Source organism: Saccharopolyspora sp. NPDC003752 (assembly GCF_053605825.1).
In genome coordinates, this window is record NZ_JBSGJZ010000015.1 from 162133 (window position 1) to 184375 (window position 22243).

The following is a 22243-nucleotide window of genomic DNA, read 5'->3' on the forward strand; positions in this document are numbered from 1 at the left end:
TGGACCGTGAGCGTTTCGGGGTGCTATGGCGCCCCAAAACGCTCACGGGCCGTCGGTCACACGGTTTCGAAGGTCGCCATCATGCCCATGTCCTCGTGCTCCGCGTTGTGGCAGTGGAAGACGTAGCGGCCCCGGTAGCCGTCGAAGCGGGCGATGACCTCCACCGCCTCGCCCGGGCCCAGGTCGACGGTGTCCTTCCAGCCGCCGTCCAGCGGGCCGGGCGCGCGGCCGCCGCGGGAGAGGACCTGGAAGTTCACCAGGTGCAGGTGGATCGGGTGGTGCAGGTCGGTGACGAAGCGCCAGATCTCCACGTCGCCGAGCCGCGGCTGGGCCGCCACGTAGCCGGTGTCGAACGGGCGGCCGCCGATCAGCCAGCCGTGCCGGTCGCCGTGCCGCCCGCTGCGGAAGGAGAAATCCCTCGTCACCACGGCCTGTTCGCGGCGCAGCGGCTCCACTTCGGACAGTCGCGCCGGGATGGCGGTGTCGTCGCGTTCCCGCCGTGTCACGCGGAACCGCATCACCTGCGCCGTCGAGCCGGCGCCCAGCCGGTTGACGAGGGTGACCTCGGTGCCGACCGGGTAGCGCCCGAAGTCGACGATCGCGTCGACGCGTTCGGCGGACGCGAGCGTGATGCTGCCGTGCTCGCGCGGGGATTCGAGCAGGCCGCCGTCGGATCCGATCTGCACGAACGCCGGGCCGTCCGGGGGCGGCGGGTCCAGCGCGAGCTCGTAGCGGCGGGCGTTGGAGGCGTTGAGCAGGCGCAGCCGGTGCCGCGTCGCCGACACCTCGTGGACCGGCCACGGCACGCCGTTGACCAGGATGACGTCGCCGAGCACGCCGGCCAGGTAGGGGTCGGTCACGCCGGGCACCCGGGTCAGCGACGGGTCGAGCGACGGGTAGTCGAAGGAGCCGTCCGCGGCGAACGCCCGGTCGGTGATCAGCAGCGGGATCTCGCGCTCGCCGCGCGGCAGCGGGAGGGCGTCCTCCTCGTCGTCGCGCACGATGTGCAACCCGGCCAGCCCGCGGTACACCGCCGGGCCGGTGAAGTCCATCCGGTGGTCGTGGTACCAGAGCAGCGCCGCGCGCTGGTCGAGCGGGAAGGTGTAGTCGCGCGTGCCTTCGGTGATCACGGCCGCCGGGTCGTGCATCGAGTGGTGGCCGCCGGACCAGCCCCGGGCGGGCAGGACCAGGTCGGTGGGGTAGCCGTCGGACTCCGGTGGGGTGTGCCCGCCGTGCAGGTGCACGACGGTCGGCACCGGAAGGTCGTTGCGGTGCCGGACGATCGCGGGGCGGCCGCGCCGGGATTCGATGGTCGGGCCAGGGAAGATGCCTTCGTAGCCCCAGATCGGCGTGCGCACGCCGGGCAGGATCTCCACCGCCGACTCCCGGGCGGTGATCTCGTAGTGATCGGCTTTCCCGTCCCGCGCAACAGGTTCGAGCACCGGCGGCAGGCGCAGCGGCAGCTGGAACGGGGCGGGCGGGCGGATGGCGCTGCGCAGGATCGCGCCGGTCGAGGTGCGCTGCGCCAGCAGCTGCGGGCCGCCCAGGCCGGCGGCCAGCACCAGCCCGGCACCGCCGGTGAGGCCGAGGAACCGGCGGCGTCCCAGCCGGCCGCTCATCGGGTCACCTCCGGGAGGCCCAGGGTGCTCGGCCGCAGGAGCGCGATCAGCGAGATGAAGGTCAGGACGATCAGCGCGACGCCCAGCGGGAAGTGCAGGTCGAGCGCGCCGTTCAGGCCGGCGAAGTACTGGGCCGTTTCGCCGAGGACGATCAGCAGGGTCACCGCGCTCGGCCAGCGCGCACCGCGCAGCGCCCAGAGCACGATCGCGGCGACGAGCTGCACCAGGGCGAGGTAGAAGACGACGTCGGCGCCGACGGCGTGGTTGTGCAGCATGTCGTAGTCGCCGCTGAGGAAAACGCCCGCGAACACCGGTTGCCCGAAGATGGCCACCGCGTGGGCCGCCGCGACGAGGCGGAGCGCGAACAACGCCGGACGGGTCCGGTCTCGGGCAGGTGCGGCCGGTTCGGCCGAAGTGGACGGTCCCATCGCAGTTCTTCCTGAATGGTCGGGATTCTCGGAGCGATTGCGACGTTAATCGCGTTCTTCGATGCCTTCCAAGGCCAATTTCGCTATGTACTCATGTCTCATGAGGCATGATGATCTGATGGATCTGCTGCCGCTGCGCTACTTCCAGGCCGTCGCGCGCCACGAACACATCAGCCGGGCCGCGGCGGAGCTGCGGGTCTCCCAGCCGTCGCTGAGCCGCACCATCGCGCGGCTGGAGACCGAGCTCGGCGTCCCGCTGTTCGACCGGCAGGGGCGCCACATCCGGCTGAACCGCTTCGGCTCGGCGTTCCTGCGGAGGGTCGACCGGGCGCTGGGGGAGCTCGACGACGGCCGGCAGGAGCTCGCCGACGCGGCCGGGCTGGCGCACGGCAGCATCGTGGTCGCCTCCGAAACGATGTACACGGTCGTCTCCGCGCTGGTCGGCTTCCGCGCCGAGCATCCGGGCATCGACGTGCGGCTCTACCAGGCGCCGGCGGAAGTGATGCTGCAACGGCTCCGCCACGGCGAAGTGGACCTCTGCCTGTCGTCGCAGCCGGTGGACGACCCGGCGCTGGAGGTGGCCGAGGTGCTGCGCGAGGAGGTGCTGCTCGCGGTCCCGGCCGGACACCGCTTGGCGTCCCGGGAGAGCGTCGGCATCGAGGAACTCGCGGGAGAGCCGTTCATCACCACCGACCACGGCTACTGGCCGCGAGTGCTGGCGGAGCGGTTGTTCGCCGCCGCGGGGCAGCCGCTGTCGATCGCCTGCGAGGGCAACGAGCCGGGCGGGACGGCGTTCCTGATCAGCATGGGGCTCGGCGTCGGATTCGTCCCGGAGATGGCCGGCCACCACGACGTGGCGCCGCTGGCACTCCTGCGCGTCGATTCGCCCGACTGCCACCGCACCCTGTCGTTCGTGTGGCGCCGGGACGCCTACCTCTCCGCGGCCGCGCGGCGGTTCCGCGAGCACGTCACCGACGCCATCCGCAGCGACGCGGCGAGGTGACGAATCGGTCGAAGAACGCTTTCCGTCGCAAGCGTTGCGCCGTTCGGCGTCGGTGGCGCGCGGCCGAATGCGCATAGCTGAGCGGGTTCTCAGATCGGTGTGACAGCTGGACGTGAAAGGAGTTCACTGGATTTCAGGGTCAACGATTGCCTAATGCGAAGGAATCCCGATGTCCACCACCGAGGCGTACACCGAACTTCCCGTCTTCGGCCAAGAATTCGTGCAGCACCTGCACGCCCGGTTCGACGAGCTGCGGGCCGCCACCCCGGTGCAGCGGATGGTCACGCGGGACGGCCTGGAGGTCTGGGTGATCACCCGCTACGACGACGCGCGCGCCGCGTTGGCGGGCCCCCGGCTCAGCAAGGACTCCAGCCAGATCAAGCAGGTGATCAGCGAGAAGCTGCCGCCGGGCGCGAACCGCCGGGAGTTCGCCAGCGAGCTGGCCGGGCACATGCTGAACACGGACCCGCCGGACCACACCCGCCTGCGCAAGCTCGTGGTCAAGGCGTTCACCGCGCGCCGGGTGGAGGGCATGCGCCCGCGCGTCGAGGAGATCAGCGCGACGCTGCTGGACGCGATGGCCGACAAGTCCGAAGTGGACCTGCTGGACGCCCTCGCGTTCCCGCTGCCGATCCAGGTGATCTCCGAGCTGCTCGGCGTCGACGAGTCCCGCCGGGACGACTTCCGGACCTGGACCAACACCCTCGTCGACGCCTCGGACCGCGAGTTGGCCAAGCAGGCCGCCGAGGCGATGGCCCAGTACCTGATCGAGCTCATCGAGATCAAGCGCCGCGAACCGGCCGACGACCTGCTCACCGGGCTCATCGAGGCCACCGAGGACGAGGACCGGCTCAGCGAGCAGGAACTGATCTCGATGGTGTTCCTGCTGCTGGTCGCCGGGCACGAGACGACGGTGAACCTGATCGGCAACGGGGTGCTGGCGCTGCTGCGCAACCCGGACCAGTGGGCGGCGCTGGTGGCGGATCCGGGGCTGGTGCCCGCCGCGGTCGAGGAGATGCTGCGCTTCGACGGCCCGGTGATCCACGGGACGTTCCGGTTCACCGCCGAGGCGATCGATGTCGGCGGCGTGGAGATCCCGGCGGGCGAGATCGTCTGGGTGGGGCTGACGTCGGCGAACAACGACCCGGACCGCTTCGCCGAGCCGGAGCGCTTCGACATCAAGCGCGACGCGCACGGCCACCTGGCCTTCGGCCACGGCATCCACTTCTGCCTGGGCGCGCAGCTGGCCCGCCTGGAGGCGCAGATCGCGATCCGGCACCTCGTCGAGCGCTTCCCGAACCTCCGGCCGGCCGGCTCGGTGGAGGACGCCCAGTGGCGCTTCAGCAGCCTGATCCACGGCCTCCGCAGCCTCCCGGTCCACCCCGGAACGCACTGACCCGGGGGTGGTCCGCAGTTTCAATTGAAACTGCGGACCACCGGCTCAAATCGGACGTCCAGTTTCAATTGAAACTGCGACCACGCGCGGTGGAGGAGCCGGTCGGAGGTTGAGGGTCCGCAATTTCAATGGAAATCGGACCTTCGATTTCCATTGAAATTGCGGCCGGACGCAGCCGAGGTGTCGGCTACCGAGGTGGCGGCTCCGGTTGAGGCGAGCTCTCCGGTGGGGCCGACCGCTTTCCGGCGGGACGATCTCCTCCTGGAGGAGGAGGTTCCGGGTCGGGTGGCGCGGTTACCTTGGTCCGATGCGGATCTCGTGGCCGGGCCGACCGCTGGTGGCCGACGGCGTGGTGGCGGTGCTCGTCCTCGCATTGGCCGGCGGCACGTCGCTGGCCGCCGTGCGGGGCGCCGATCCGCTGCTGGCGGCGGCGCTGCTCGCGGTTTCGGTCTGGCTCTCCGCGAGCCTGGGCTTCCGCCGGGTGCGGCCGACCGGGGCGTTCGTCGCGGGCTCGATCGCGATGCTGGTGTTGGTCGCACTGCCGGACATCCCCGGTGACGTCTCGCCCGTGCTGCTGCCGTTCTCGCTGATCTACCCGGTGCTGCTGTACTCGGTCGTCGCGTACGCCGAGCGGTCCGCGCTGCCGGTGCTGTGCGGCTTGCTCGGCGCCGCGATCGTCGTGGCGCGGGTGCTCTTCGACTACCCGGAGCCCGCGATCGACTGGCCCACCGTCGTCGGTCTGGGGGCTGGGGCGGTGGGCTCGGTGCTCGCGGCCTGGGCGCTTGGCCGGTACCGGCGGATCAGGGTCGCTTACGTGCGCTCGCTGGAGGACCGCGCGGCGCAGGCGGAGCAGCTGCGCGAGCAGCAGGTGCGTGACGCCATCGCCGCCGAGCGCCGGCTGATCGCCCGGGAGATCCACGACGTGGTCGCGCATTCGCTGGCCGTCGTGCTCGCCCAGGCCGACACCGCGCGGCTGGTCTTCGACCGCGATCCGGCGAAGGCGCGGGCGATGATCGGCACGGCGGTGGAGGTCGGCCGGGAGGCGATGGGGGAGATGCGCAGCATGCTCGGCGTTTTGCGTGCCGGCGACGAGAGCATCGAGACCGGCGGCGATCTCGCCGAGCTGGTCGAGAAGTTCCGCGGCACGGGCGCCGACGTCGAGCTGGTCGGCACCGGCACCCCGCGCGAGATCAGCACCGCGCAGCGCCACGCCGTCTACCGGATCGTCCAGGAATCGGTCACCAACGCCCTCAAGCACGTCGGCTCCGGGGTCTCCTGCCGGGTCGCCCTGGACTGGGGCGCGGACCGGCTCGTGGTGGCGGTGTCGGACGACGGGCCGGGCACCGCGGCCGATCTCACCGCGCGCGGCGGCTATGGCATCGTCGGCATGGCCGAGCGGATGCGGCAGATCGGAGGCGATTTCGTGGTGCGCAGCGAGCCTGGTGCCGGGACCGAGGTCCGGGCCGAGTTCGGGTATTCCGCGCGATGACGATCCGCGTCGTCGTCGCCGACGACCAGCAGCTCATCCGGTCCGCGCTGACCACCGTGATCGGCCTGCACGACGACCTGGAGTGCGTGGCCGAGGCGTCGACGGGCCGGGAGGCCGTCGAGGCGTGCCGGGCCCACCGGGTGGACGTGATGCTGATGGACATCCGGATGCCCGGCCTGGACGGCATCGCCGCGACCGGGCTGATCACCGGTGAGGTGCCCGGCACCCGCGTGCTGGTCCTGACCACGTTCGACCTCGACGAGAACCTGTTCGCCGCGCTGCGGGCCGGCGCCAGCGGATTCCTCACCAAGGACACGCCGGGCGAGGACGTCGTCGAAGCGGTCCGGACGGTCCACAAGGGACATTCGATCGTCTCGCCCCGCGCGACCGGCAGCCTGCTGGAACTCGCCCGCCGCGCGGCGCCCCGGCACCGGCCGGAGTGGGAGGCGCTGACCGCCCGGGAACGCGACGTGCTCGTCTCGCTGGCGCGCGGCTCGTCCAACGCCGAGATCGGCGCCGAGCTGCACCTGGCGGAGACGACGGTGAAGACCCACGTCGGCGCGATCCTGCGCAAGCTCGCGGTCCGCGACCGCCTGCACGCGGTGATCTGGGCCTACGAGAACGGCGTGGTGTGACCGAGCCTCCTTCTTGAGGAGGAGGAAACGGGTCCGCCGCGGAGGAAGTCCGCGAGGGGCGCTCGCGGCGAACATCGGGGCATGACAAGCGAAAGACACCGCTTCCCGGTCTACCTGGCCGGAATCACCGGACTGGCCCTGATCGCGATCTCGCTGCTGTGCTGGGCGACCGGAATCCCCAACCCGCTCGCCGTGGCGGATGACAGCTTCGGGCGATCGCTGCTGTTCCTGCCGCAACCCGCCGCGCACCTGGTGCTGGCCGCGGTCGGTGCGCTCACCCTCGTCGCGGCGGTGCGGAGGCGCGGCCGGATCGCCGGGGTGGCCGCGGTCGGCGCGCTGGCCCTGCTGCTGGACGCGGGCGTGCTGGCCGCCATCGGATACCTGCCGTTCATGGCGTTCTCGGCCCTGACCGGGCACGCCGACAGGCTCGGCATCTACCTCTCGCCGTCGCTGCTGGTGCAGGTCGGCATCGCCGCTGCCGCCGCGAGCCTGCTGTGGGTGCTGGTGAGCCGGGCGACGGAGAACGCCGCAGCTCAGGACCCGGATCGGGCAGCCGCGCGGACCCGGCGGTGGACCAAGATCGCCATGGAGGCGCCGCTGGTCTACGCCGCCACGCGGGTCCTGATGGCACTGCAGGTGCCGGGCTTCGACCTGCCGATGGAGCGCGACGCGGTGCTGGCCGGGCTCGGCCTGGCCCTGGCGGCGACCGGCGGCGCGGCGCTCACCTGGGGGCTGATCCGGCCCTGGGGCGAGCGGTTCCCGCGCTGGATCCCCGGTGCCGCCGGGCGGCCGGTCCCGGTCGACCTGGCCGTCGTGCCCGCGCTGACCGTGTCCGTGCTCGTGCTCGCGGCGTCCAAGGTGATCCTGACGATGCTGTTCGCCGAAACCGGGTTCGGCCTCGAACACGCTCTGGTCTGGCTGCCGATGTTCCTCTGGCCGCTGTGGTCGATCGCCCTGGTGCTGGCGGCGGTGAACTACAAGATCCGCCGCAGCACCGGTCAGCGCAGCGCGATGATGGTGTAGGGACCGACCTCGCGCTTGGCGAAGGCGGGCGAGTCGAACACCGCCGGGTCGAAGTAGACGTCGTAGTCCCGGACGTTCGGCAGCTGCGGGAAGGCGTCGTCCTTCAGCTGCAGCACCAGCTTGCCCGCCTCGTCATCCGGGAGCTCCACTGTGGAGTACGGGCTCGCCGGGTTGGTCAGGACGAAGACGTTGGGCGTCTTGAACCGGCTGTCGCGCAGCATGCCGAGGAACTCGTCGGCGGTCTTCGCGGTCGTCCACCGGCGGATCTCGGCGGCGCGCTCCTGGTAGTCCGCCAGCGGGTTGGCGTAGTGCGGCGTCTCCTGCTGGAAACCCCAGTAGGGCTTGAAGGACATCAGCTTGTAGTCGGTCGTGAGCAGCACGTTGTGCTCCGGCGCGCGGCCGGTCAGCTCGGCGATCGCGGCGACCTCGGCGGCGGTCCACGAGCCGAGCTCCTGCGGATCGCGCTGCCCCATCGCGTTGTCGCCGGTGGGGTAGTAGTCCGCGTAGGCGCGTTCGACGGACGGCTGCAGCGCCAGCCCGATCGCGCCCTGGTTGATGGTGATCGCGCCGAGCAGCCCGAGCGCGGTGGCGACCATGCTGATCCGCAGCGCGTACCGGGCGTCCAGCTTGTGCCGCAGGTAGCCGATGAGTTCCAGCAGGCCGAAGACGCCCGCGACGGCCAGCGTCACGTCCAGGATCACGTTGAGCCGGAACGCCAGCAGCGTGGTCTTGGCGATCAGCGCCACCGTCGACAGCACGAACCAGCCGTAGACGGCGAGGACGGTGGTCAGCATCGCGGCGGCGACCTCGCTGCGGCGGCACCGCAGCAGCAGCCACACCAGCCCGGCCAGGCACAGCACCCCGAACGCGGTGCCCTCCATCATCGGCACCGGCAGGAACGCGCCGTCCTCGGGCAGGTAGTGCTGCGCCGCGCTGCGCGGGTTGGCCAGCAGGAAGTTCGTGGACAGCAGGTACGGCAACCAGACCAGCAGCGCGATGACGAGGCTGACGATGCCGATCGGCAGCAGCCGCAGGAACAGCTGTCGCACCGTCGGCCACAGCCGCTGCCCCTGGTGCACCCGGAACGCGCCGATGAGCACCGCCATCAGCACGACCATCAGCACCGCGAACGCGAAGTGCAGGGTGTAGGTGATCGCCGCGAAACCGACGTAGCCGCCGATGCAGACGAGCGCCCACCGCGGAGCGCGCTCCTGGCGGCGCAGCGCATGCCAGGCCAGCACCGCGACCGGCGCCAGCCACGCCGCCGACGGCCACGCGTAGGGCTCCTCGATGCCGTGCAGCATGCCGGCGAGCGCCGTCACCACCGCCGCGAGCAGCGCGAGCCGGCGGCGCACCACGACGCTCCACAGCGTGAAGGCGACGACGGTGGTCACCGCCACCCAGGCCAGCGCGTAGGGCTTGTACGCCGCCCAGCCCTCCCAGCCGATGAGGTTGGCGAACCGGCCGCCCAGCCAGAACCAGCCGCCCGGGTAGTAGGGGGAGGTGTCGGCGTAGTTGAGGTCGGCCAGGCCCGGGGTGGTGACCATCCGGGTCATGTACTGCAGGCGGAATCCGTTGTCCACGGAGGACCCGCCGTAGTAGAACCTGGTGGCCTGCAACGGGATCGCGAGCGCGAACGTGCTGAACGCGCTCAGCGCCACCCAGGTGCCGAACACCCGCGCCCACCGCGGCGAACGGCGATGCCCGAACGCCAGCAGCAGTAACAGCACCGCCAGCACCAGCGCGCTGCTGACGGCCGCGAGGGCCTCCGGCGCGAAGCTGGGTTCGCTGATGCTCAGCCTGGCGATGGCGAACTGCAGCACCAGGCTCACCGCAGCCGCCACGAACGCGCCCAGCAGCAGCTCGACGACGGTGCTGCGCAGCGGCAGCCGGACGGCCGAATTTCGGCGAGGTTCGTCGATCGGGCTCGGTCCGGTCAACAGCGGACTCGGCAGGATTCCCGCCACTTCGCGCGTCCTTCGGCGTAGCTGACATGGGGGCTCGCGCAGAATAGTTGATGTGCGCCCTGCGCCCCGCCATCGGGTGATGCTGGCAGGGCGCGGCGGAACGCTAGGGTGACGCAGCAGAACGGTCGTGGTAGCCGCTAGGAGGAGGTCGTCGGGTGGCGGACAGCCCGGTGGAGTCCGGCGGCACGCGCGCCGCCCCGGAGCGGATCGAGCCCAGGGCCGACGCCGCGGCGGAAGTGCCGGTGCCGCGCCTGGCCCCGCCGGTGCCGCCCGTGGTGGTCAAGGCCGACCTGCTGCCCGCGGTGAGCGCGGTGTCGCTGATCGCGCTGCTGGGCCTGCCGATCGGCTGGGTGTGGTCGCGGCTGGCGCCGCCGCAGGAGAGCGTGCTCGGCGAGCGGGGAAGGCTGACCCCGCTGCTGGTGGAGGGCTACCACGACTTCGACGCGATCGCGATCTTCGCCCTGCTCGCCTTCGCCGCCGGGCTGCTGACCGCCGCGGTGCTGTGGCTGCTGCGCGGGCGCCGCGGCCCGGTGCTGCTCATCGCCGGTGTGCTCGGCGCGTTGATCTCGTCGTGGCTGGGTGTGCAGATGGGCACCTCGTTCGCCGCGGGCCTCTACGCGATGCCGCCCAACGCGGAGCTGGGCGACCTGATCACGGTGGCCCCGCAGGTCGCCAGCGGCTGGGTGCTGCTGCTCCAGCCGCTGGGCGTCGCGCTCGGCTACGGCCTCGCCGCCTCCTGGAACGGCCTCGACGACCTCGGCCGCCGCCTGCGCTGATCGATCACTTCGGCATCGCGCGCAGGGACTGGGTCATCTTGTTCAGCGTGTCGATCGGGACCGCGTCCGGCACGTCCTGATCGGCGACGGCGAGGAACACCATCGAGCTCTGCCCATCGCTGTTGGTGGCGAGCACGCTGACCGCGGCGTTCTTCGAGTCGCACGGGCCGGGCGCCATCAGCGTGACGCGGGCGGTGACCCGGACGGCCGGGATGCCGCCGGGGAGCTGCACCTGCTCCGGCGGGCCGAGGACGACCAGGGGCTTGTTGCCGTCGCGGACGTAAGCGAGTTCGGCCAGCTTCTGCGCCGTCTCGTTGGCCACCGAGGTGTCGTCCGGGCCCTTGCGCGCGCTCACGCCCGTGGTCGCCCGGAAGCTGCCGGCGTCGCCGGGGCAGAAGCCCTCCATGTAGTCGGCGACGCCGGTCATCGTCACCGGGTCGTCGGGCGGGCCGAAGGCGTGGACGTTCTCCGGGTTGGGGTCGAGCTTCCAGCCCTGGCCGGCCGGCAGGTCGTAGATCGCGCCGCGCTTCGGCACGGTCGCCACCTGCCAGCCGCCCACCACCGGCGTCAGGTTCGGGTTGGCCACCCCCGACGTCGGCGACGGCGCGCTGGTGGTCGGCTTGGTGGGCGCGCTGGTGCGGGCCGGGGGCGGCGGCGACGCCACCGACGGGCCGCCGGAGGTGCTGAGCACGACGATCGTCGTGACGATGGCGATCACGGCCACCGAGGCGAGCGCGATCGCCGCGATCAGCGGCCCGCGGCTCTTGCCCGGCGGAGCCGGTTGCACCTGGTAGCCGCCGGCCATGCCCGGATGGACCGGCTGCTGCTGCGGCTGTTGCGGTGGCTGCTGGGGTTGCGAGAACGTGCCGAACCCCTGGTACTGCGCGCCGGGTTGCGGCGCCGATCCGCCGGGATTGCCCGCGATGGGCTGCCCGGTGATCGGGTCGTACTGCCCGTACTCGTTGGAGCCCCAGTTGCCAGGTGATGACATGCGGCGATCCTAGCGAGGCGCGCGAGTACCTCAGTTGACGCTGGCGTGTTGCGCGAATTCGGTCAGCGGCGCCGGAACCGCGCGGAGCTCGCGGAGGAACTCGGCCTCCCGCAGCAGCAACCGCCGGATGTTGCGCAGCCGCTCCAGCGGATCGGTCTCGGCCAGCAGCTCCTGCCGGTCCTCGACGGTCAGCACGCAATCGTCGGCCAGCAGGTAGGAGAGCGCCGCGGCATCGGCGTCCTCGGTGGGCACGTCGCGCCGCCCGCCGCGCAGCCCGGTTTCGTGGTAGCGCTGGTGGGCCGCGCGGGCGGCGGTGATCAGGTGCTCGCGGCGGGCCGGCGAGTCGTGCTCCGGTGCGGTGTCCGGCAGCCAGTCGACCTCGGCCATCAGGTACGGCGCCGCGGTCCGGTCGATCTGCAGCAGCCGGAACCGCCGCTCGCCGGCGGCGCTGATGTCGTAGCGCCCGCCGGGCAGCTGCCGCACCTGGTCCAGCAGCGCCGAGCAGCCGACGTCGTACATCGAGTCGACGTTGTCCTCGCCGACCTCCCAGCCCTGGCGGATGCCCACCACGCCGAACCGGCGGTCGGGCAGCTCCTCGCCGACCAGGTCGGTGACCAGCTGCCGGTAGCGCGGCTCGAAGATGTGCAACGGCAGGTGGCCGCCCGGCAGCAGCGCGGAGCCCAGCGGGAACAACGGCAGCACGTCAATCACGCCCCAAACCTACGTGCCAAATCACCCGATGGCACCACAGTGATTCTCGGCGCTGCCCGCACCGCCACGCAGGACGAGTCTGGAAACACTCCTTACGCCGGTGGGCGGAACACCGCGAAGGGGTCCGTGACCTGCAGGTCCCGGCAGGTGAACTGGAACAGCGCGGGCGGGCGGCCGCCGGCCGGGCCCGCGGGCACCGTCCGGCCGGTGGGTTCCAGCACCCCCCGCCGCGACAGCACGCGCTGCAGGTTCGTCGCCGCGACCTGGTAGCCGAGCGCGGCGGAGTAGATCCGGCGCAGCTCCGAGACGGTGAACTCGGCCGGGGCCAGCGCGAAGCCGATGTTGGTGTAGGACAGCTTCGCGCGAAGCCGGTCTTGCGCGGCGAGCACGATCAGCTCGTGGTCGAAGGCCGTCGGCGGCAGTGCGTCGACCGGGTGCCAGGCGGTGTCGGCGGGCACCTCGGGGTCGATGTCGGAGGGCACCAGGCCGAGGAACGCGGTGGCGACCACCCGGCGGCCGGGCACCCGGTCCGGGTTGCTGAACACCGAGAGCTGCTCGACGTGGGACAGCTTGTGCACGTCGACCTTCTCGGCCAGCTGGCGGCGGATGGAGGTCTCGACGTCCTCGGTCGACGCGAGCCGCCCGCCGGGCAGTGACCAGCGGTGCACGTCCGGTTCCTGGGCGCGTTGCCAGAGCAGCACCCGAAGCCCGTCATCGCGGATCTGGAGCACTCCGGCGAGCACTTCGTGACCAGCGTCGCTCTTGTCCGCACAACTTGCGATGTTAGTATGTGGCACGTTTTCGATTCTAAGGCGAAAACCTCGGAGCGCTTGATCCGGGGTGCTAGCGGACCTTCCGGGCAGGTCGTCCCGGAGGGTCCGGCGAGGAGGACGACATGGCCGCGACTGCGACCTGGGAGCGGACCGACACCGGTTACACCGGGGTGGAGCCCACCGCGGACTGGGCGCGCGAGGTGCGCCGGCTGGCCGACGAACGGGACGCGGTGCTGCTGGCGCACAACTACCAGCTGCCGGAGATCCAGGACGTCGCTCACCACACCGGCGATTCGCTGGCCCTCAGCCGCATCGCGGCGAACAGCTCCGCGAGCACGATCGTCTTCTGCGGCGTGCACTTCATGGCCGAGACCGCGAAGATCCTCGGCCCGGAGAAGACGGTGCTCATCCCGGACGCCCGGGCGGGCTGTTCGCTGGCCGACTCGATCACCGCGGACGAGCTGCGCGCCTGGAAGGCCGAACATCCCGGCGCGGTCGTCGTGTCCTATGTGAACACCACCGCTGAGGTGAAGGCGGAGACCGACATCTGCTGCACGTCGTCGAACGCGGTGGACGTGGTGCGCTCGATCCCGGCCGACCGCGAGGTGCTGTTCTGCCCGGACCAGTTCCTGGGCGCGCACGTCAAGCGCGAGACCGGCCGCGAGAACCTGCACGTCTGGGCCGGGGAGTGCCACGTGCACGCCGGGATCAACGGGCCCGAGCTCGCCGCCCGCGCGGCGGCGAACCCGGACGCGGACCTGTTCATCCACCCCGAGTGCGGCTGCGCCACCTCGGCGCTCTACCTGGCCGGGGAGGGGACCGTCGCCAAGGAGCGGGTGAAGATCCTGTCCACCGGCGACATGCTGACCGCGGCGAAGGAGACCGGCGCGCGCTCGGTGCTGGTGGCCACCGAGATCGGCATGCTGCACCAGCTGCGCCGCGCCGCCCCCGAGATCGACTTCCGCGCGGTCAACGACCGGGCATCCTGCCGCTACATGAAGATGATCACCCCCGCGGCGCTGCTGCGCTGCCTGCGGGAAGGCGCCGACGAGGTGCACGTGCCGGCAGACGTCGCCGACCGCGCGCGGGCCTCGGTCGAGCGGATGATCGCGATCGGCAAGCCGGGAGGCGGCGAATGAGCTGGGAAGCGGGCGCGGACTTACTCGTCGTCGGCACGGGTGTCGCGGGTCTGACGGCGGCGCTGCGGGCCCGCGAACTGGGCCTGCGGGTGCTGGTGGTCAGCAAGGACTCCGCGACGGCGGGCAACACGAGCTGGGCGCAGGGCGGCATCGCCGTGGTCCGGCCCGACGAGCTCGACCCGGGCGACAGCCTGCGCGAGCACGTCGAGGACACGCTGACCGCAGGGGTCGGGCTGTGCTGGCGCCCGGCGGTGCGGGACATCCTCGCCGACGGCGCGGCGGCGATCGCGCGGCTGCAGGCGACCGGCGCCCGGTTCGACGTGGGCCCGGACGGCGAGCTGGCGCGCACCAGCGAGGGCGGGCACAGCGCGTTCCGCGTGATCCACTCCGGCGGCGACGCGACCGGCGCTGAGGTGCAGCGCGCGCTGTCCGAAGCCGTGCGCGGCGGCGGGATTCCGGTGCTGGAGCAGCATTGCGTCGTCGAGCTGCTGCGCGGCGACAGCGGCGCCGTGGTCGGCGCGGTCGCGATGGACGCCGAGAACAGGCCGGGTGTGCTGCGCGCCCCGGCGGTGCTGCTGGCGACCGGCGGGCTCGGCCAGCTCTACGCCGCGACCACCAACCCCGAAGTGTCCACTGCGGACGGAATCGCGCTCGCGCTGCGGGCCGGTGCCTCCGTCGCCGACCTGGAGTTCGTGCAGTTCCACCCGACGGTGCTATACACGCCGGGCGGGCCGCGGGGGCGGCGGCCGCTGATCACCGAGGCGGTGCGCGGCGAAGGCGCGGTGCTCATCGACGTGCACGGGCGGCGCGTGATGGAGGGGGAGCACCCGCTCGCCGACCTCGCGCCGCGCGACGTCGTGGCGGCGGCGATCAACCGGCGGGCCGCCGAAACCGGCGCCGAGCACGTGTTCCTCGACGCCACGAGCATCGGGTCCGGGTTCGCCGAGCGGTTCCCGACGGTCCACGCGGCGTGCCGGGCGGCCGGGATCGACCCGGTCCGCGAGCCGATCCCGGTGGCCAGCGTCGCGCACTACTCCTGCGGGGGCGTGGTGGCCAGCGTGGATGGTCGCACCGCCGTGACCGGGCTCTACGCCGCCGGTGAGGTCGCGTGCACCGGGCTGCACGGCGCGAACCGGCTGGCGTCCAACAGCCTGCTGGAAGGCCTCGTGGTCGGTGGGCGCGCGGCCGAGGCGGTGGCCAAGGACCTGTGCTGCGGGCTGATCAACCGCGAGCCCGCCGGCGCGGCCCTGCAGTCCGCGATGGCGGTGGTCGACCGGGATCTGCTGCAGCGCACCATGAGCCGGTACGCCGGCATCGAGCGCGACGACGAGGGCCTGGCGACCGCGACGAAGGAGCTGGACCGGGCGGCCATCGTCCGTCCACTTCGGAATCGGCAGGCGGTCGAGGACTCCTCGCTGCTGCTGACCGCGCAGGCACTGCTGGCGGCGGCCAGGCAACGCGCGGAGTCGCGCGGCTGCCACCGCCGAACGGATTTCCCGGACACCGACGACCTGCGCTGGCGGCGCAGCACGGTGCTCCGGCTGGACGCCTCGGGGTGCCTCATCCACACCGCGGCCGGGATTGCGAGGGCGGCATGACCATCGATCTGGACAACGCGCGCGAAGTGGTGCGCATGGCACTGGCCGAGGACCTGCGCTACGGGCCGGATGCGACGACCGCGGCGACGGTCCCGGCCGGCGCGGTCGCCGAGGCGGGGTTCAACACCCGCAAGGCCGGCGTGGTCGCGGGCCTGCCGCTGGTGCGGCTGGTGCTCGACGAGGTGCTGGGCGCGGACGCCTACGCGGTGCTCTCCGAGCGGGCCGACGGCGACGTGCTGGAGCCCGGTGACTGCGTGCTGCGGGTGAAAGCACCGGTCCGCGGCCTGCTCACGGCGGAGCGCACGGCGCTGAACCTGCTGTGCCACCTCTCGGGCATCGCGACCGCGACGGCCGCGTGGGTCGAGGCGGTCGAGGGCACGGGCTGCCGGATCCGGGACAGCCGCAAGACGCTGCCGGGCCTGCGGGTGCTGCAGAAGTACGCGGTGCGTTGCGGCGGCGGTGTCAACCACCGGATGGGCCTCGGCGACGCGGTGCTGATCAAGGACAACCACGTGGTCGCGGCGGGCTCGGCGGTGGCGGCGGTGCGGGCCTGCCGGGAGCACGCGCCGGACCTGCCGATGGAGGTCGAGGTGTCCACTCTGGACGAACTCGACGAGGTGCTGGCGGAGGACGTGGCGCTGGTCCTGCTGGACAACTTCACCCCGCAGCAGTGCGCGGAAGCGGTGCGCCGGGTCCGAGCGGCGGCGCCGCGAACGGAGCTGGAGGCATCGGGCGGCCTGACGCTGGATGTGGCGAGGGCCTACGCGGAGACGGGAGTCCAGTACCTGTCGGTGGGAGGCCTGACGCACTCCTCCCCGGCCCTGGACCTCGGCCTGGACATGTGATCACCGGTCACAGCAGCGACTCGAATTCGATGCGCAGCTCGACGGGGTCGGACACCGCCAGCTTGCCGGTGTCCACCCCGGCCGGCGCGTAGAGCCGCGTGGTGGGGTCGAGGCGGTAGCGGAACGCGGTTAGCTGCCGTTCGTCCTCGGGGGCGCTCTCGAAGCGCCAGAAGTGCTCGATGCCCGCGGCGGCGTACTCGGCGGGTGGTTTGTCGGTCTGGTCGGCTGTCACCGAGCCCGGTGACATCACTTCGACCACCAGCAGGCAGTGCTGGGGGCGCAGGATCGCGTCGTCCGGCAGTGCGGAGTCGTACACGACGACGTCTGGTCTGCGGTTGAGCAGTGGTACGTCCCGCAGCCGCAGATCGACGTCCGTGGCCACGGTGAGCTCGGTTCCGGCGGCGAGTTCGAGCTCGTTCGCGAGGCGCCGCGCGATGATCTGGTGCAGGCGGCGGGGGGCAGGAGTCACGACGATGGCTCCATCGACAATCTCGAGGCGGCGGCACACTTCTTCGGGCAGCGCTTCGTACTCCTCGGCGCTGAGCCCCCCAGGCGGAAGCACCATCCAGTCGGGCAGCGCGGTCATTGTCGAACCCCTCTTCCTCACGGGTACTGGGCCAGCGTAGCTATTACGCCTCGTCGACGGGGACCTCGCACGGCGATTTCTTCACCTGGAGTCACGAAATGCTACCGAGGGTGTTCGCGCTGCGGATGTTGGGCATGATTGGTGCCGTGGGTCGGCCGATCGAGATGGAGGACTGATGACTGCGGTTCAGCCCGAGCGGGTTCTGCCTTCTCCGCTGTTGGGCGGGATCTACCGGGCCCAGCGGCCCACCGGGCCCGTGGTCGGGTTGCTCGTAGTGCTGTTCTGCCTGCTCGTCGGGCAGGCCGTCGCCGGGGTGGTGCTGGTCTCGGCGTTCGGGTTGCCGATGAGCGCGCTGGTCGGCGGCGAGCTGGGGCTGACCACCCAGCTGGCGCTGATGCTCAGCTTCGCCGGGGCCTCCGGCCTGCTGGCGCTGTGGATCCGGGTCAAGGAGCGGCGGCCCTTCGGCTCCGTCGGGTTCTTCCCCGCTTCGCGCATCGGCGCGCACCTGGCGTTCGGGACCGCGGTGGCGGTGGTGCTGCTGTCCGTGCCGGTCGGCATCAACGTGCTCAGCGGGCAGTTCGAGATCGGTTCGGTGCGCGCCGCGCAGATCGGCGGCGCGCTCGTGGCGCTGATCGGGTTCGCCGTGCAGGCCGGCACCGAGGAGATCCTCACCCGCGGCTACCTGATGCAGGTCACCTACCGGAAGTGGGGCCTGGTCGCCGCGATCGCCTTCCAGGCGCTGGTGTTCGCCGCGCTGCACGGCGTCAACGCAGGCGTCAGCGTGATCGCGCTGGTCAACATCCTGCTGATCGCCGTGGTGCTGGCGTTCTGGGCACTGGCGGAGGGCGGCCTGTGGGGCGTGTGCGCGTTCCACGCGGTGTGGAACTGGTGGCAGGGCAACGTGTACGGCATCGAAGTGTCCGGAATGGACATCCGGACGACCGTGCTGGAGATCGGCGGCTCGCCGGGCAGCGCGCCCCTGCTCACCGGCGGCGGGTTCGGCATCGAAGGAAGCCTGCTCACCACCGCGGTCCTGACCGTCGCCGCGGTGCTCGCCGCGCTCGTCTACCGCCGGAAGCTCGCCCGCTCGCAGGCCGGGTGAAGGGCGCCTTCCGAGCGGGAAGGCGCCCTCCAAGGCGGGACTTCAGAAGCGGCGGTTGGCGAGGACCGGGATGGCTCGGCGGGCCTGCTCGACCGCGGCCGGATCGATGTCCACGACCAGGATCTCGGGGGCGTCCGCGAGCTGCGCGTGCACCTGGCCCAGCGGGGTCGCCGCGAGGCTGTAGCCGATGCCGGTCGGGGCCTTGCCGCTCGGCTCCCGGCCGACGCTGCGCGGATCGGCCTGGTCGCAGGCCACCACCCACGACGTGGAGTCCAGCGCGCGGGCGCGCACCAGCAGCTCCCACTGCTCGCGCTTGCCCTCGCCGGAACCCCAGGACGCCGAGGTGACGATCACCGACGCGCCCTTGTCGGCCAGCGCCGTGAACAGGCCGGGGAAGCGCACGTCGTAGCAGGTCGTGAAGCCGACCTTGGTGCCGCCGAAGTCCACCACCACGGGCTGCTCACCCGGCGCGACGGTGTCCGACTCGGCGAAGCCGAAGGCGTCGAACAGGTGGATCTTGTCGTAGGAGGTGTCCACGCCGCGGCCGGTGATCAGCAGCGTGTTGGTCACCCTGCCGTCCTCGGTGGGTGTGAACATGCCCGCCGCGACGGCGATGCCGGCTTCCTCGGCCAGCCGCCGCACCTCGGTGGCCCACGGACCGTCGAGCGGCTCGGCCAGCGGCCCGAGCTTGATCCCGAAGCAGGCCATCGTCGCCTCCGGGAAGACCGCGAGGTCGGCGCCTGCGTCGGCGGCCCGCCGCACGTAGTCGGCCACCAGCTCCAGGTTCGCCTTGGGGTCCGGGCCGGAAACGATCTGGCAGAGAGCAATCCGCATAACCACAACCATCCTTCAGGAATTGTTTCCAAACTCGTCTTGCGTAGCGGTGCGGGTGGCGGCCCCCCTGCGGGAGTTACAGACGCCGTCTGGACTGTGGGATCCCCGACTTACGTATGACCAATACGCGGCGTCGGGGACTGGCCTCGCCCAGTAGCCCAGAAGGGCGGGCACCGTCTGAGAACCCGCGGCGGTGCGAGTTGCGTAGGTGGGCTAAGCGGCTGGCGCCGCTTCAAAGAAGAACGACATTTGAAACTCCCTCCAGCGCTCACCCGTTACGATGTTTGTATACCAGCGATATGCATGCAGCTAGATTTCACACAGGGGGTCTTCGTTGCCGTCGGGACGCGAACTGGCTTACGACCATCTCAAGGACACGGTCCTCAGCGACCCGTCGATGCAGGGGCAGTTCGTCAACGAACAGGCGCTCGCCGACGAGATCGGGGTGTCCCGCACGCCGATCCGCGAGGCCCTGCTGCTGCTCGCCGCAGAGGAGCTGGTGCAGCTCGTGCCCAAGCGCGGCGCCTACATCGCGCCGGTCGGCGGCCGGGAGATCCGCGAGCTGTTCGAGATCCGCACGATGATCGAGTGCTACGCGGCCCGCCGCGCCGTCGAGCTGGACGCGGTGCCGCTGGAGCAGATGCGCGCCGAGCTGGACGCCCAGCGCGAGCTCGGCGGCGACGACCAGGCCCGCGCGTTCATCGACCGGGACCACGGGTTCCACGCCGCGCTGGTGTGCGCGGTCGGCAACGACATGCTCAGCAAGACCTACGACGCGCTGCGGGCCCGCCAGATCCGTGCGGGCATCGTGGCGCTGTTCAGCGTCAGCGGACGGCGCAAGGCGGTGCTCGCGGAGCACGAGGCGATCCTCGCGGCGCTCGCCGCGGGTGATGCGGAGGCCGCGACGAAGGCGATCACCGAGCACCTGACGGCGACGCAGCAGGTCGTCCTCGCGGGCTGAGGAGGGGTTCCCGGTCTTGGGCGAAGTTGGGAACCCCGCTCCCGCATCACCCGGGCTTCCCGGCTGGGAAGCGCCCGATTTCAGGCAAAATCGGAAACCCCACCCCCGGGCCTCCCGGCGGGCGGGGTTTCCGATTTCAGGCAAGACCGGGCAGGTCACTGCGCGTTCCGGCGGCCCAGGGACAGGCCGATCAGGGTCACCACGCAGGTCGCCGTGAGGTAGCACGCCGGGGCGAACCAGGTGCCGAACGAGGCGAACAGGTAGGTGAACAGCAGCGGCGCCAGTGCGCCGCCGATGACGCCCGCCAGGGTGTACGCCAGGGACGATCCGGTGGCACGCAGCGCCGGGCTGAACTGCTCGGACACGAACGCCGCCTGCGGCCCGTACATGAGCGCGTGCCAGACCAGGCCGATGATCACGCCGAAGATCAGCAGCCCCGCCGAGCCGCCGCCGACCATCGGGAAGAACACGAACGGCCACACGCCGGCGCCGATCGCGCCCACCGCGTAGACCTTCCGCCGTCCCCACCGGTCCGACAGCGCGCCGGCCAGCGGCATCAGCACGAGCTGCAGCGTCGAGCCGAGCATGACCCCGGTGACCGCCCAGCTCTTCGGCATGTTCAGCTGCTGGGTGGCGTAGGTGAGCACGAATACGGTGAACAGCGCGTAGAGCACGTCCGGGCCGACGCGGGAGAGGATCGCCGACACCAGCGCGCGGGGTTCGCGGGTGAAGACGTCCCGCACCGGCGCCCCGGCCTGCTCGCCCTTCTCCTGCAGCTCCTTGAAGACCGGGGTCTCCTCCAGTTTCACCCGGATCCACAGGCCGAACAGCACCAGCACGGCGGAGAGCAGGAACGCGACCCGCCAGCCCCAGGACATGAACTGCTCCTGGGTGAGCAGCGCCGCGAGCGCCGCCAGGACGCCGTTGGCCAGCAGGTTGCCCGCGGGCGGGCCGATCTGGGCGGCCGACGCCCAGAAGCCGCGGTGCTTCTCGCTGCCGAACTCGCTGGACAGCAGGACCGCGCCGCCCCATTCGCCGCCGATGCCCACGCCCTGCGCGAAGCGCAGCACCACCAGCAGCACGGCGCCGAGCGCGCCGACCTGGCTGTGCGTCGGCAGCAGTCCGATGAAGACGGTGGAGATGCCGGTGATGAGCAGGGTGATGACCAGCACCTGCTTGCGCCCCAGCACGTCGCCGAGCCGGCCGAACACGAAGCCGCCCAGCGGCCGGGAGACGTAGCCGACGGCGTAGGTGGAGAACGCCAGCAGCGTGCCGGACAGCGGGTCGTGGCTGGGGAAGAACAGCTGGCCGAACACCAGCGCCGACGCCACCGAGTACGCGGCGAAGTCGTACCACTCCAGGGAGGTGCCGCTGAGGCTCGCGACGAAGGCCTTGATCAGGTCCTTGCGGGCCGGCCGGGCCGGCGTGGATAGCGCTTGGGTCATCGGGGTCCATTTCCTGTGCCGGGCTCCCGGGGGTCGTTCGGCTCGTGGATGCCGACCACCGGGGTACTGTGATACACCAAATGTATACAACCAGTATGCGGACGTTGGAGGACATCTTGTTTCCACTGAGTTTCGATGTCAACGGCGAGCTCGTCGAGGTGTCGGTGACGGCCCTGCTCAACGGCGGCTACGCCGGGCGCAGCCAGGAGGATGTCGCGGCGCACGTCGCCGAGCTGGCCGAACTCGGTGTGCCCGCGCCGACGAAGACCCCGTGCCTCTACCCGGTCGCGCCCTACCTGGCGATGCAGGCCGACGAGGTGCCCGCGCAGCACGAGCGCACCTCGGGCGAGGCGGAGTGGGCGCTGGTCGTCGCCGGCCCCGAGGAACGGGACGTGCTGCTGACCGTGGCCTGCGACCACACCGACCGGGCGCTGGAGGTGCACGGCGTCGCGTGGAGCAAGCAGGCCGGCCCGGACGTGCTGGGCCGCAAGGCTTGGCGGCTGGTCGACGTCGCCGACCGGCTCGACGAGCTGACGCTGACCGCGTGGGCCGACGGCGAGGTGATCCAGCGGGGCACCCTGGCGGAGCTGCTCACGCCCCAGTTCTGGCTCGACGACCTGCGCGAACGCGGCCTGCTGAAGCCGGGCACCGTGCTGCTGTCGGGCACCATCCCGATGGACGCCGCCGTCGACCAGTTCGCCGGTTCCTGGCGGGTCGAGCTCGGCGACCCGAAGACCGGCGACGTCATCGCCTGCGAGTACCGGGTCAGCCGGATGCCCGAGCCGGTGGCGTGAGCCGACGCTTTCGCGCGAAATCGTCGCCCCGCGTGCGGGAGGCCGGCGATTTCGCGCGAAACCGCCACCGGCGCGGCGGGCCCGGTTGCGCCGGCCCGGCGAGCAAGATCTCAGGTTATTGAGAACTA

At 71.5% G+C, this 22243-nt stretch carries 21 protein-coding genes; 12 read left to right on the forward strand and 9 right to left on the reverse strand.

The genetic code is table 11. The annotated features are described in order from the left end of the window. Nucleotides 1–56 precede the first annotated feature (56 nt). Nucleotides 57–1619 carry a multicopper oxidase family protein gene (locus ACWEV3_RS21290; protein ID WP_452615551.1) on the reverse strand — a complete coding sequence of 521 codons (1563 nt, stop codon included), beginning with the start codon at nucleotides 1617–1619 and terminating at the stop codon, nucleotides 57–59. Beyond that, on the reverse strand, nucleotides 1616–2047 hold the full coding sequence (locus ACWEV3_RS21295; RefSeq protein ID WP_452615552.1) for a hypothetical protein: 432 nt from the start codon (nucleotides 2045–2047) through the stop codon (nucleotides 1616–1618). The genes ACWEV3_RS21290 and ACWEV3_RS21295 overlap by 4 nt, the downstream gene beginning before the upstream one ends. Nucleotides 2048–2165: 118 nt before the next feature. Here ACWEV3_RS21295 and ACWEV3_RS21300 point away from each other — a divergent pair, with 118 nt between their 5' ends. The 5 genes from ACWEV3_RS21300 to ACWEV3_RS21320 all read left to right on the forward strand — a co-directional run bounded on the left by ACWEV3_RS21300 (nucleotide 2166) and on the right by ACWEV3_RS21320 (nucleotide 7593). Then, nucleotides 2166–3050: a LysR family transcriptional regulator gene (locus tag ACWEV3_RS21300; protein ID WP_452615553.1), complete on the forward strand. Its 885-nt coding sequence runs from the start codon at nucleotides 2166–2168 to the stop codon at nucleotides 3048–3050. 169 nt (nucleotides 3051–3219) lie between these two features. Beyond that, entirely contained in the window at nucleotides 3220–4446 is a 1227-nt protein-coding gene (locus tag ACWEV3_RS21305) for a cytochrome P450 family protein (protein WP_452615554.1), read from the forward strand. 307 nt (nucleotides 4447–4753) lie between these two features. Then, a complete protein-coding gene (locus ACWEV3_RS21310; RefSeq protein WP_452615555.1) occupies nucleotides 4754–5935 on the forward strand; it encodes a sensor histidine kinase in 1182 nt (393 codons plus the stop codon). Next, nucleotides 5932–6570 (forward strand): response regulator transcription factor, encoded by a 639-nt coding sequence (locus tag ACWEV3_RS21315; protein ID WP_452615556.1) that lies wholly within the window; start codon nucleotides 5932–5934, stop codon nucleotides 6568–6570. The genes ACWEV3_RS21310 and ACWEV3_RS21315 overlap by 4 nt, the downstream gene beginning before the upstream one ends. 81 nt (nucleotides 6571–6651) lie before the next feature. Further along, nucleotides 6652–7593 carry a hypothetical protein gene (locus ACWEV3_RS21320; RefSeq protein ID WP_452615557.1) on the forward strand — a complete coding sequence of 314 codons (942 nt, stop codon included), beginning with the start codon at nucleotides 6652–6654 and terminating at the stop codon, nucleotides 7591–7593. On the opposite strand, the gene ACWEV3_RS21325 is transcribed toward ACWEV3_RS21320, so the two are convergent. Continuing rightward, complete coding sequence (locus ACWEV3_RS21325; RefSeq protein WP_452615558.1) at nucleotides 7569–9560, reverse strand: arabinofuranosyltransferase; 1992 nt, start codon at nucleotides 9558–9560, stop codon at nucleotides 7569–7571. The two genes, ACWEV3_RS21320 and ACWEV3_RS21325, sit on opposite strands and share 25 nt — an antisense overlap. A 155-nt stretch (nucleotides 9561–9715) precedes the next feature. Here ACWEV3_RS21325 and ACWEV3_RS21330 point away from each other — a divergent pair, with 155 nt between their 5' ends. After that, nucleotides 9716–10336 carry a DUF2567 domain-containing protein gene (locus tag ACWEV3_RS21330; protein ID WP_452615559.1) on the forward strand — a complete coding sequence of 207 codons (621 nt, stop codon included), beginning with the start codon at nucleotides 9716–9718 and terminating at the stop codon, nucleotides 10334–10336. A gap of 4 nt (nucleotides 10337–10340) precedes the next feature. On the opposite strand, the gene ACWEV3_RS21335 is transcribed toward ACWEV3_RS21330, so the two are convergent. From ACWEV3_RS21335 to ACWEV3_RS21345, 3 genes are all read right to left on the reverse strand, one after another. Further along, nucleotides 10341–11327, reverse strand: coding sequence for a hypothetical protein (locus tag ACWEV3_RS21335; RefSeq protein WP_452615560.1), 987 nt, complete (start codon nucleotides 11325–11327; stop codon nucleotides 10341–10343). Between the two features lie 30 nt (nucleotides 11328–11357). After that, the gene (locus tag ACWEV3_RS21340; protein ID WP_452615597.1) at nucleotides 11358–12035 is read right to left on the reverse strand and encodes an LON peptidase substrate-binding domain-containing protein; all 678 of its coding nucleotides are present in this window, start codon (nucleotides 12033–12035) and stop codon (nucleotides 11358–11360) included. Between the two features lie 95 nt (nucleotides 12036–12130). Further along, on the reverse strand, nucleotides 12131–12781 hold the full coding sequence (locus tag ACWEV3_RS21345; protein WP_452615598.1) for an NUDIX domain-containing protein: 651 nt from the start codon (nucleotides 12779–12781) through the stop codon (nucleotides 12131–12133). Nucleotides 12782–12933: 152 nt separating this feature from the next. Between ACWEV3_RS21345 and nadA the strand changes: the two genes are divergently transcribed. The 3 genes from nadA to nadC are packed head-to-tail and all read left to right on the forward strand — an operon-like array spanning nucleotide 12934 to nucleotide 16393. Beyond that, nucleotides 12934–13950, forward strand: a complete 1017-nt coding sequence (gene nadA / locus ACWEV3_RS21350) for a quinolinate synthase NadA (RefSeq protein ID WP_452615561.1) — start codon at nucleotides 12934–12936, stop codon at nucleotides 13948–13950. Next, nucleotides 13947–15548, forward strand: a complete 1602-nt coding sequence (locus ACWEV3_RS21355) for an L-aspartate oxidase (RefSeq protein ID WP_452615562.1) — start codon at nucleotides 13947–13949, stop codon at nucleotides 15546–15548. The genes nadA and ACWEV3_RS21355 overlap by 4 nt, the downstream gene beginning before the upstream one ends. Beyond that, nucleotides 15545–16393, forward strand: a complete 849-nt coding sequence (gene nadC, locus ACWEV3_RS21360) for a carboxylating nicotinate-nucleotide diphosphorylase (protein WP_452615563.1) — start codon at nucleotides 15545–15547, stop codon at nucleotides 16391–16393. Before ACWEV3_RS21355 ends, nadC begins: the two co-directional genes overlap by 4 nt. A 7-nt stretch (nucleotides 16394–16400) precedes the next feature. On the opposite strand, the gene ACWEV3_RS21365 is transcribed toward nadC, so the two are convergent. After that, on the reverse strand, nucleotides 16401–16979 hold the full coding sequence (locus ACWEV3_RS21365) for a Uma2 family endonuclease (RefSeq protein WP_452615564.1): 579 nt from the start codon (nucleotides 16977–16979) through the stop codon (nucleotides 16401–16403). A 175-nt stretch (nucleotides 16980–17154) separates the two neighbouring features. On the opposite strand from ACWEV3_RS21365, the gene ACWEV3_RS21370 reads away from it, so the two are divergent. Then, the gene (locus tag ACWEV3_RS21370; protein ID WP_452615565.1) at nucleotides 17155–18081 is read left to right on the forward strand and encodes a CPBP family intramembrane glutamic endopeptidase; all 927 of its coding nucleotides are present in this window, start codon (nucleotides 17155–17157) and stop codon (nucleotides 18079–18081) included. A 42-nt stretch (nucleotides 18082–18123) separates the two neighbouring features. Here the strand turns inward: ACWEV3_RS21370 and ACWEV3_RS21375 are convergent, their stop codons facing one another. Further along, nucleotides 18124–18915, reverse strand: a complete 792-nt coding sequence (locus ACWEV3_RS21375; RefSeq protein ID WP_452615566.1) for a carbon-nitrogen hydrolase family protein — start codon at nucleotides 18913–18915, stop codon at nucleotides 18124–18126. 334 nt (nucleotides 18916–19249) lie between these two features. On the opposite strand from ACWEV3_RS21375, the gene ACWEV3_RS21380 reads away from it, so the two are divergent. Further along, nucleotides 19250–19876: a GntR family transcriptional regulator gene (locus ACWEV3_RS21380; protein WP_397529338.1), complete on the forward strand. Its 627-nt coding sequence runs from the start codon at nucleotides 19250–19252 to the stop codon at nucleotides 19874–19876. 155 nt (nucleotides 19877–20031) lie between these two features. Here the strand turns inward: ACWEV3_RS21380 and ACWEV3_RS21385 are convergent, their stop codons facing one another. Next, nucleotides 20032–21321: an MFS transporter gene (locus ACWEV3_RS21385; RefSeq protein WP_452615567.1), complete on the reverse strand. Its 1290-nt coding sequence runs from the start codon at nucleotides 21319–21321 to the stop codon at nucleotides 20032–20034. A gap of 116 nt (nucleotides 21322–21437) precedes the next feature. Here ACWEV3_RS21385 and ACWEV3_RS21390 point away from each other — a divergent pair, with 116 nt between their 5' ends. After that, entirely contained in the window at nucleotides 21438–22115 is a 678-nt protein-coding gene (locus ACWEV3_RS21390) for a DUF2848 domain-containing protein (protein WP_452615568.1), read from the forward strand. The last annotated feature ends 128 nt before the right edge of the window (nucleotides 22116–22243 follow it).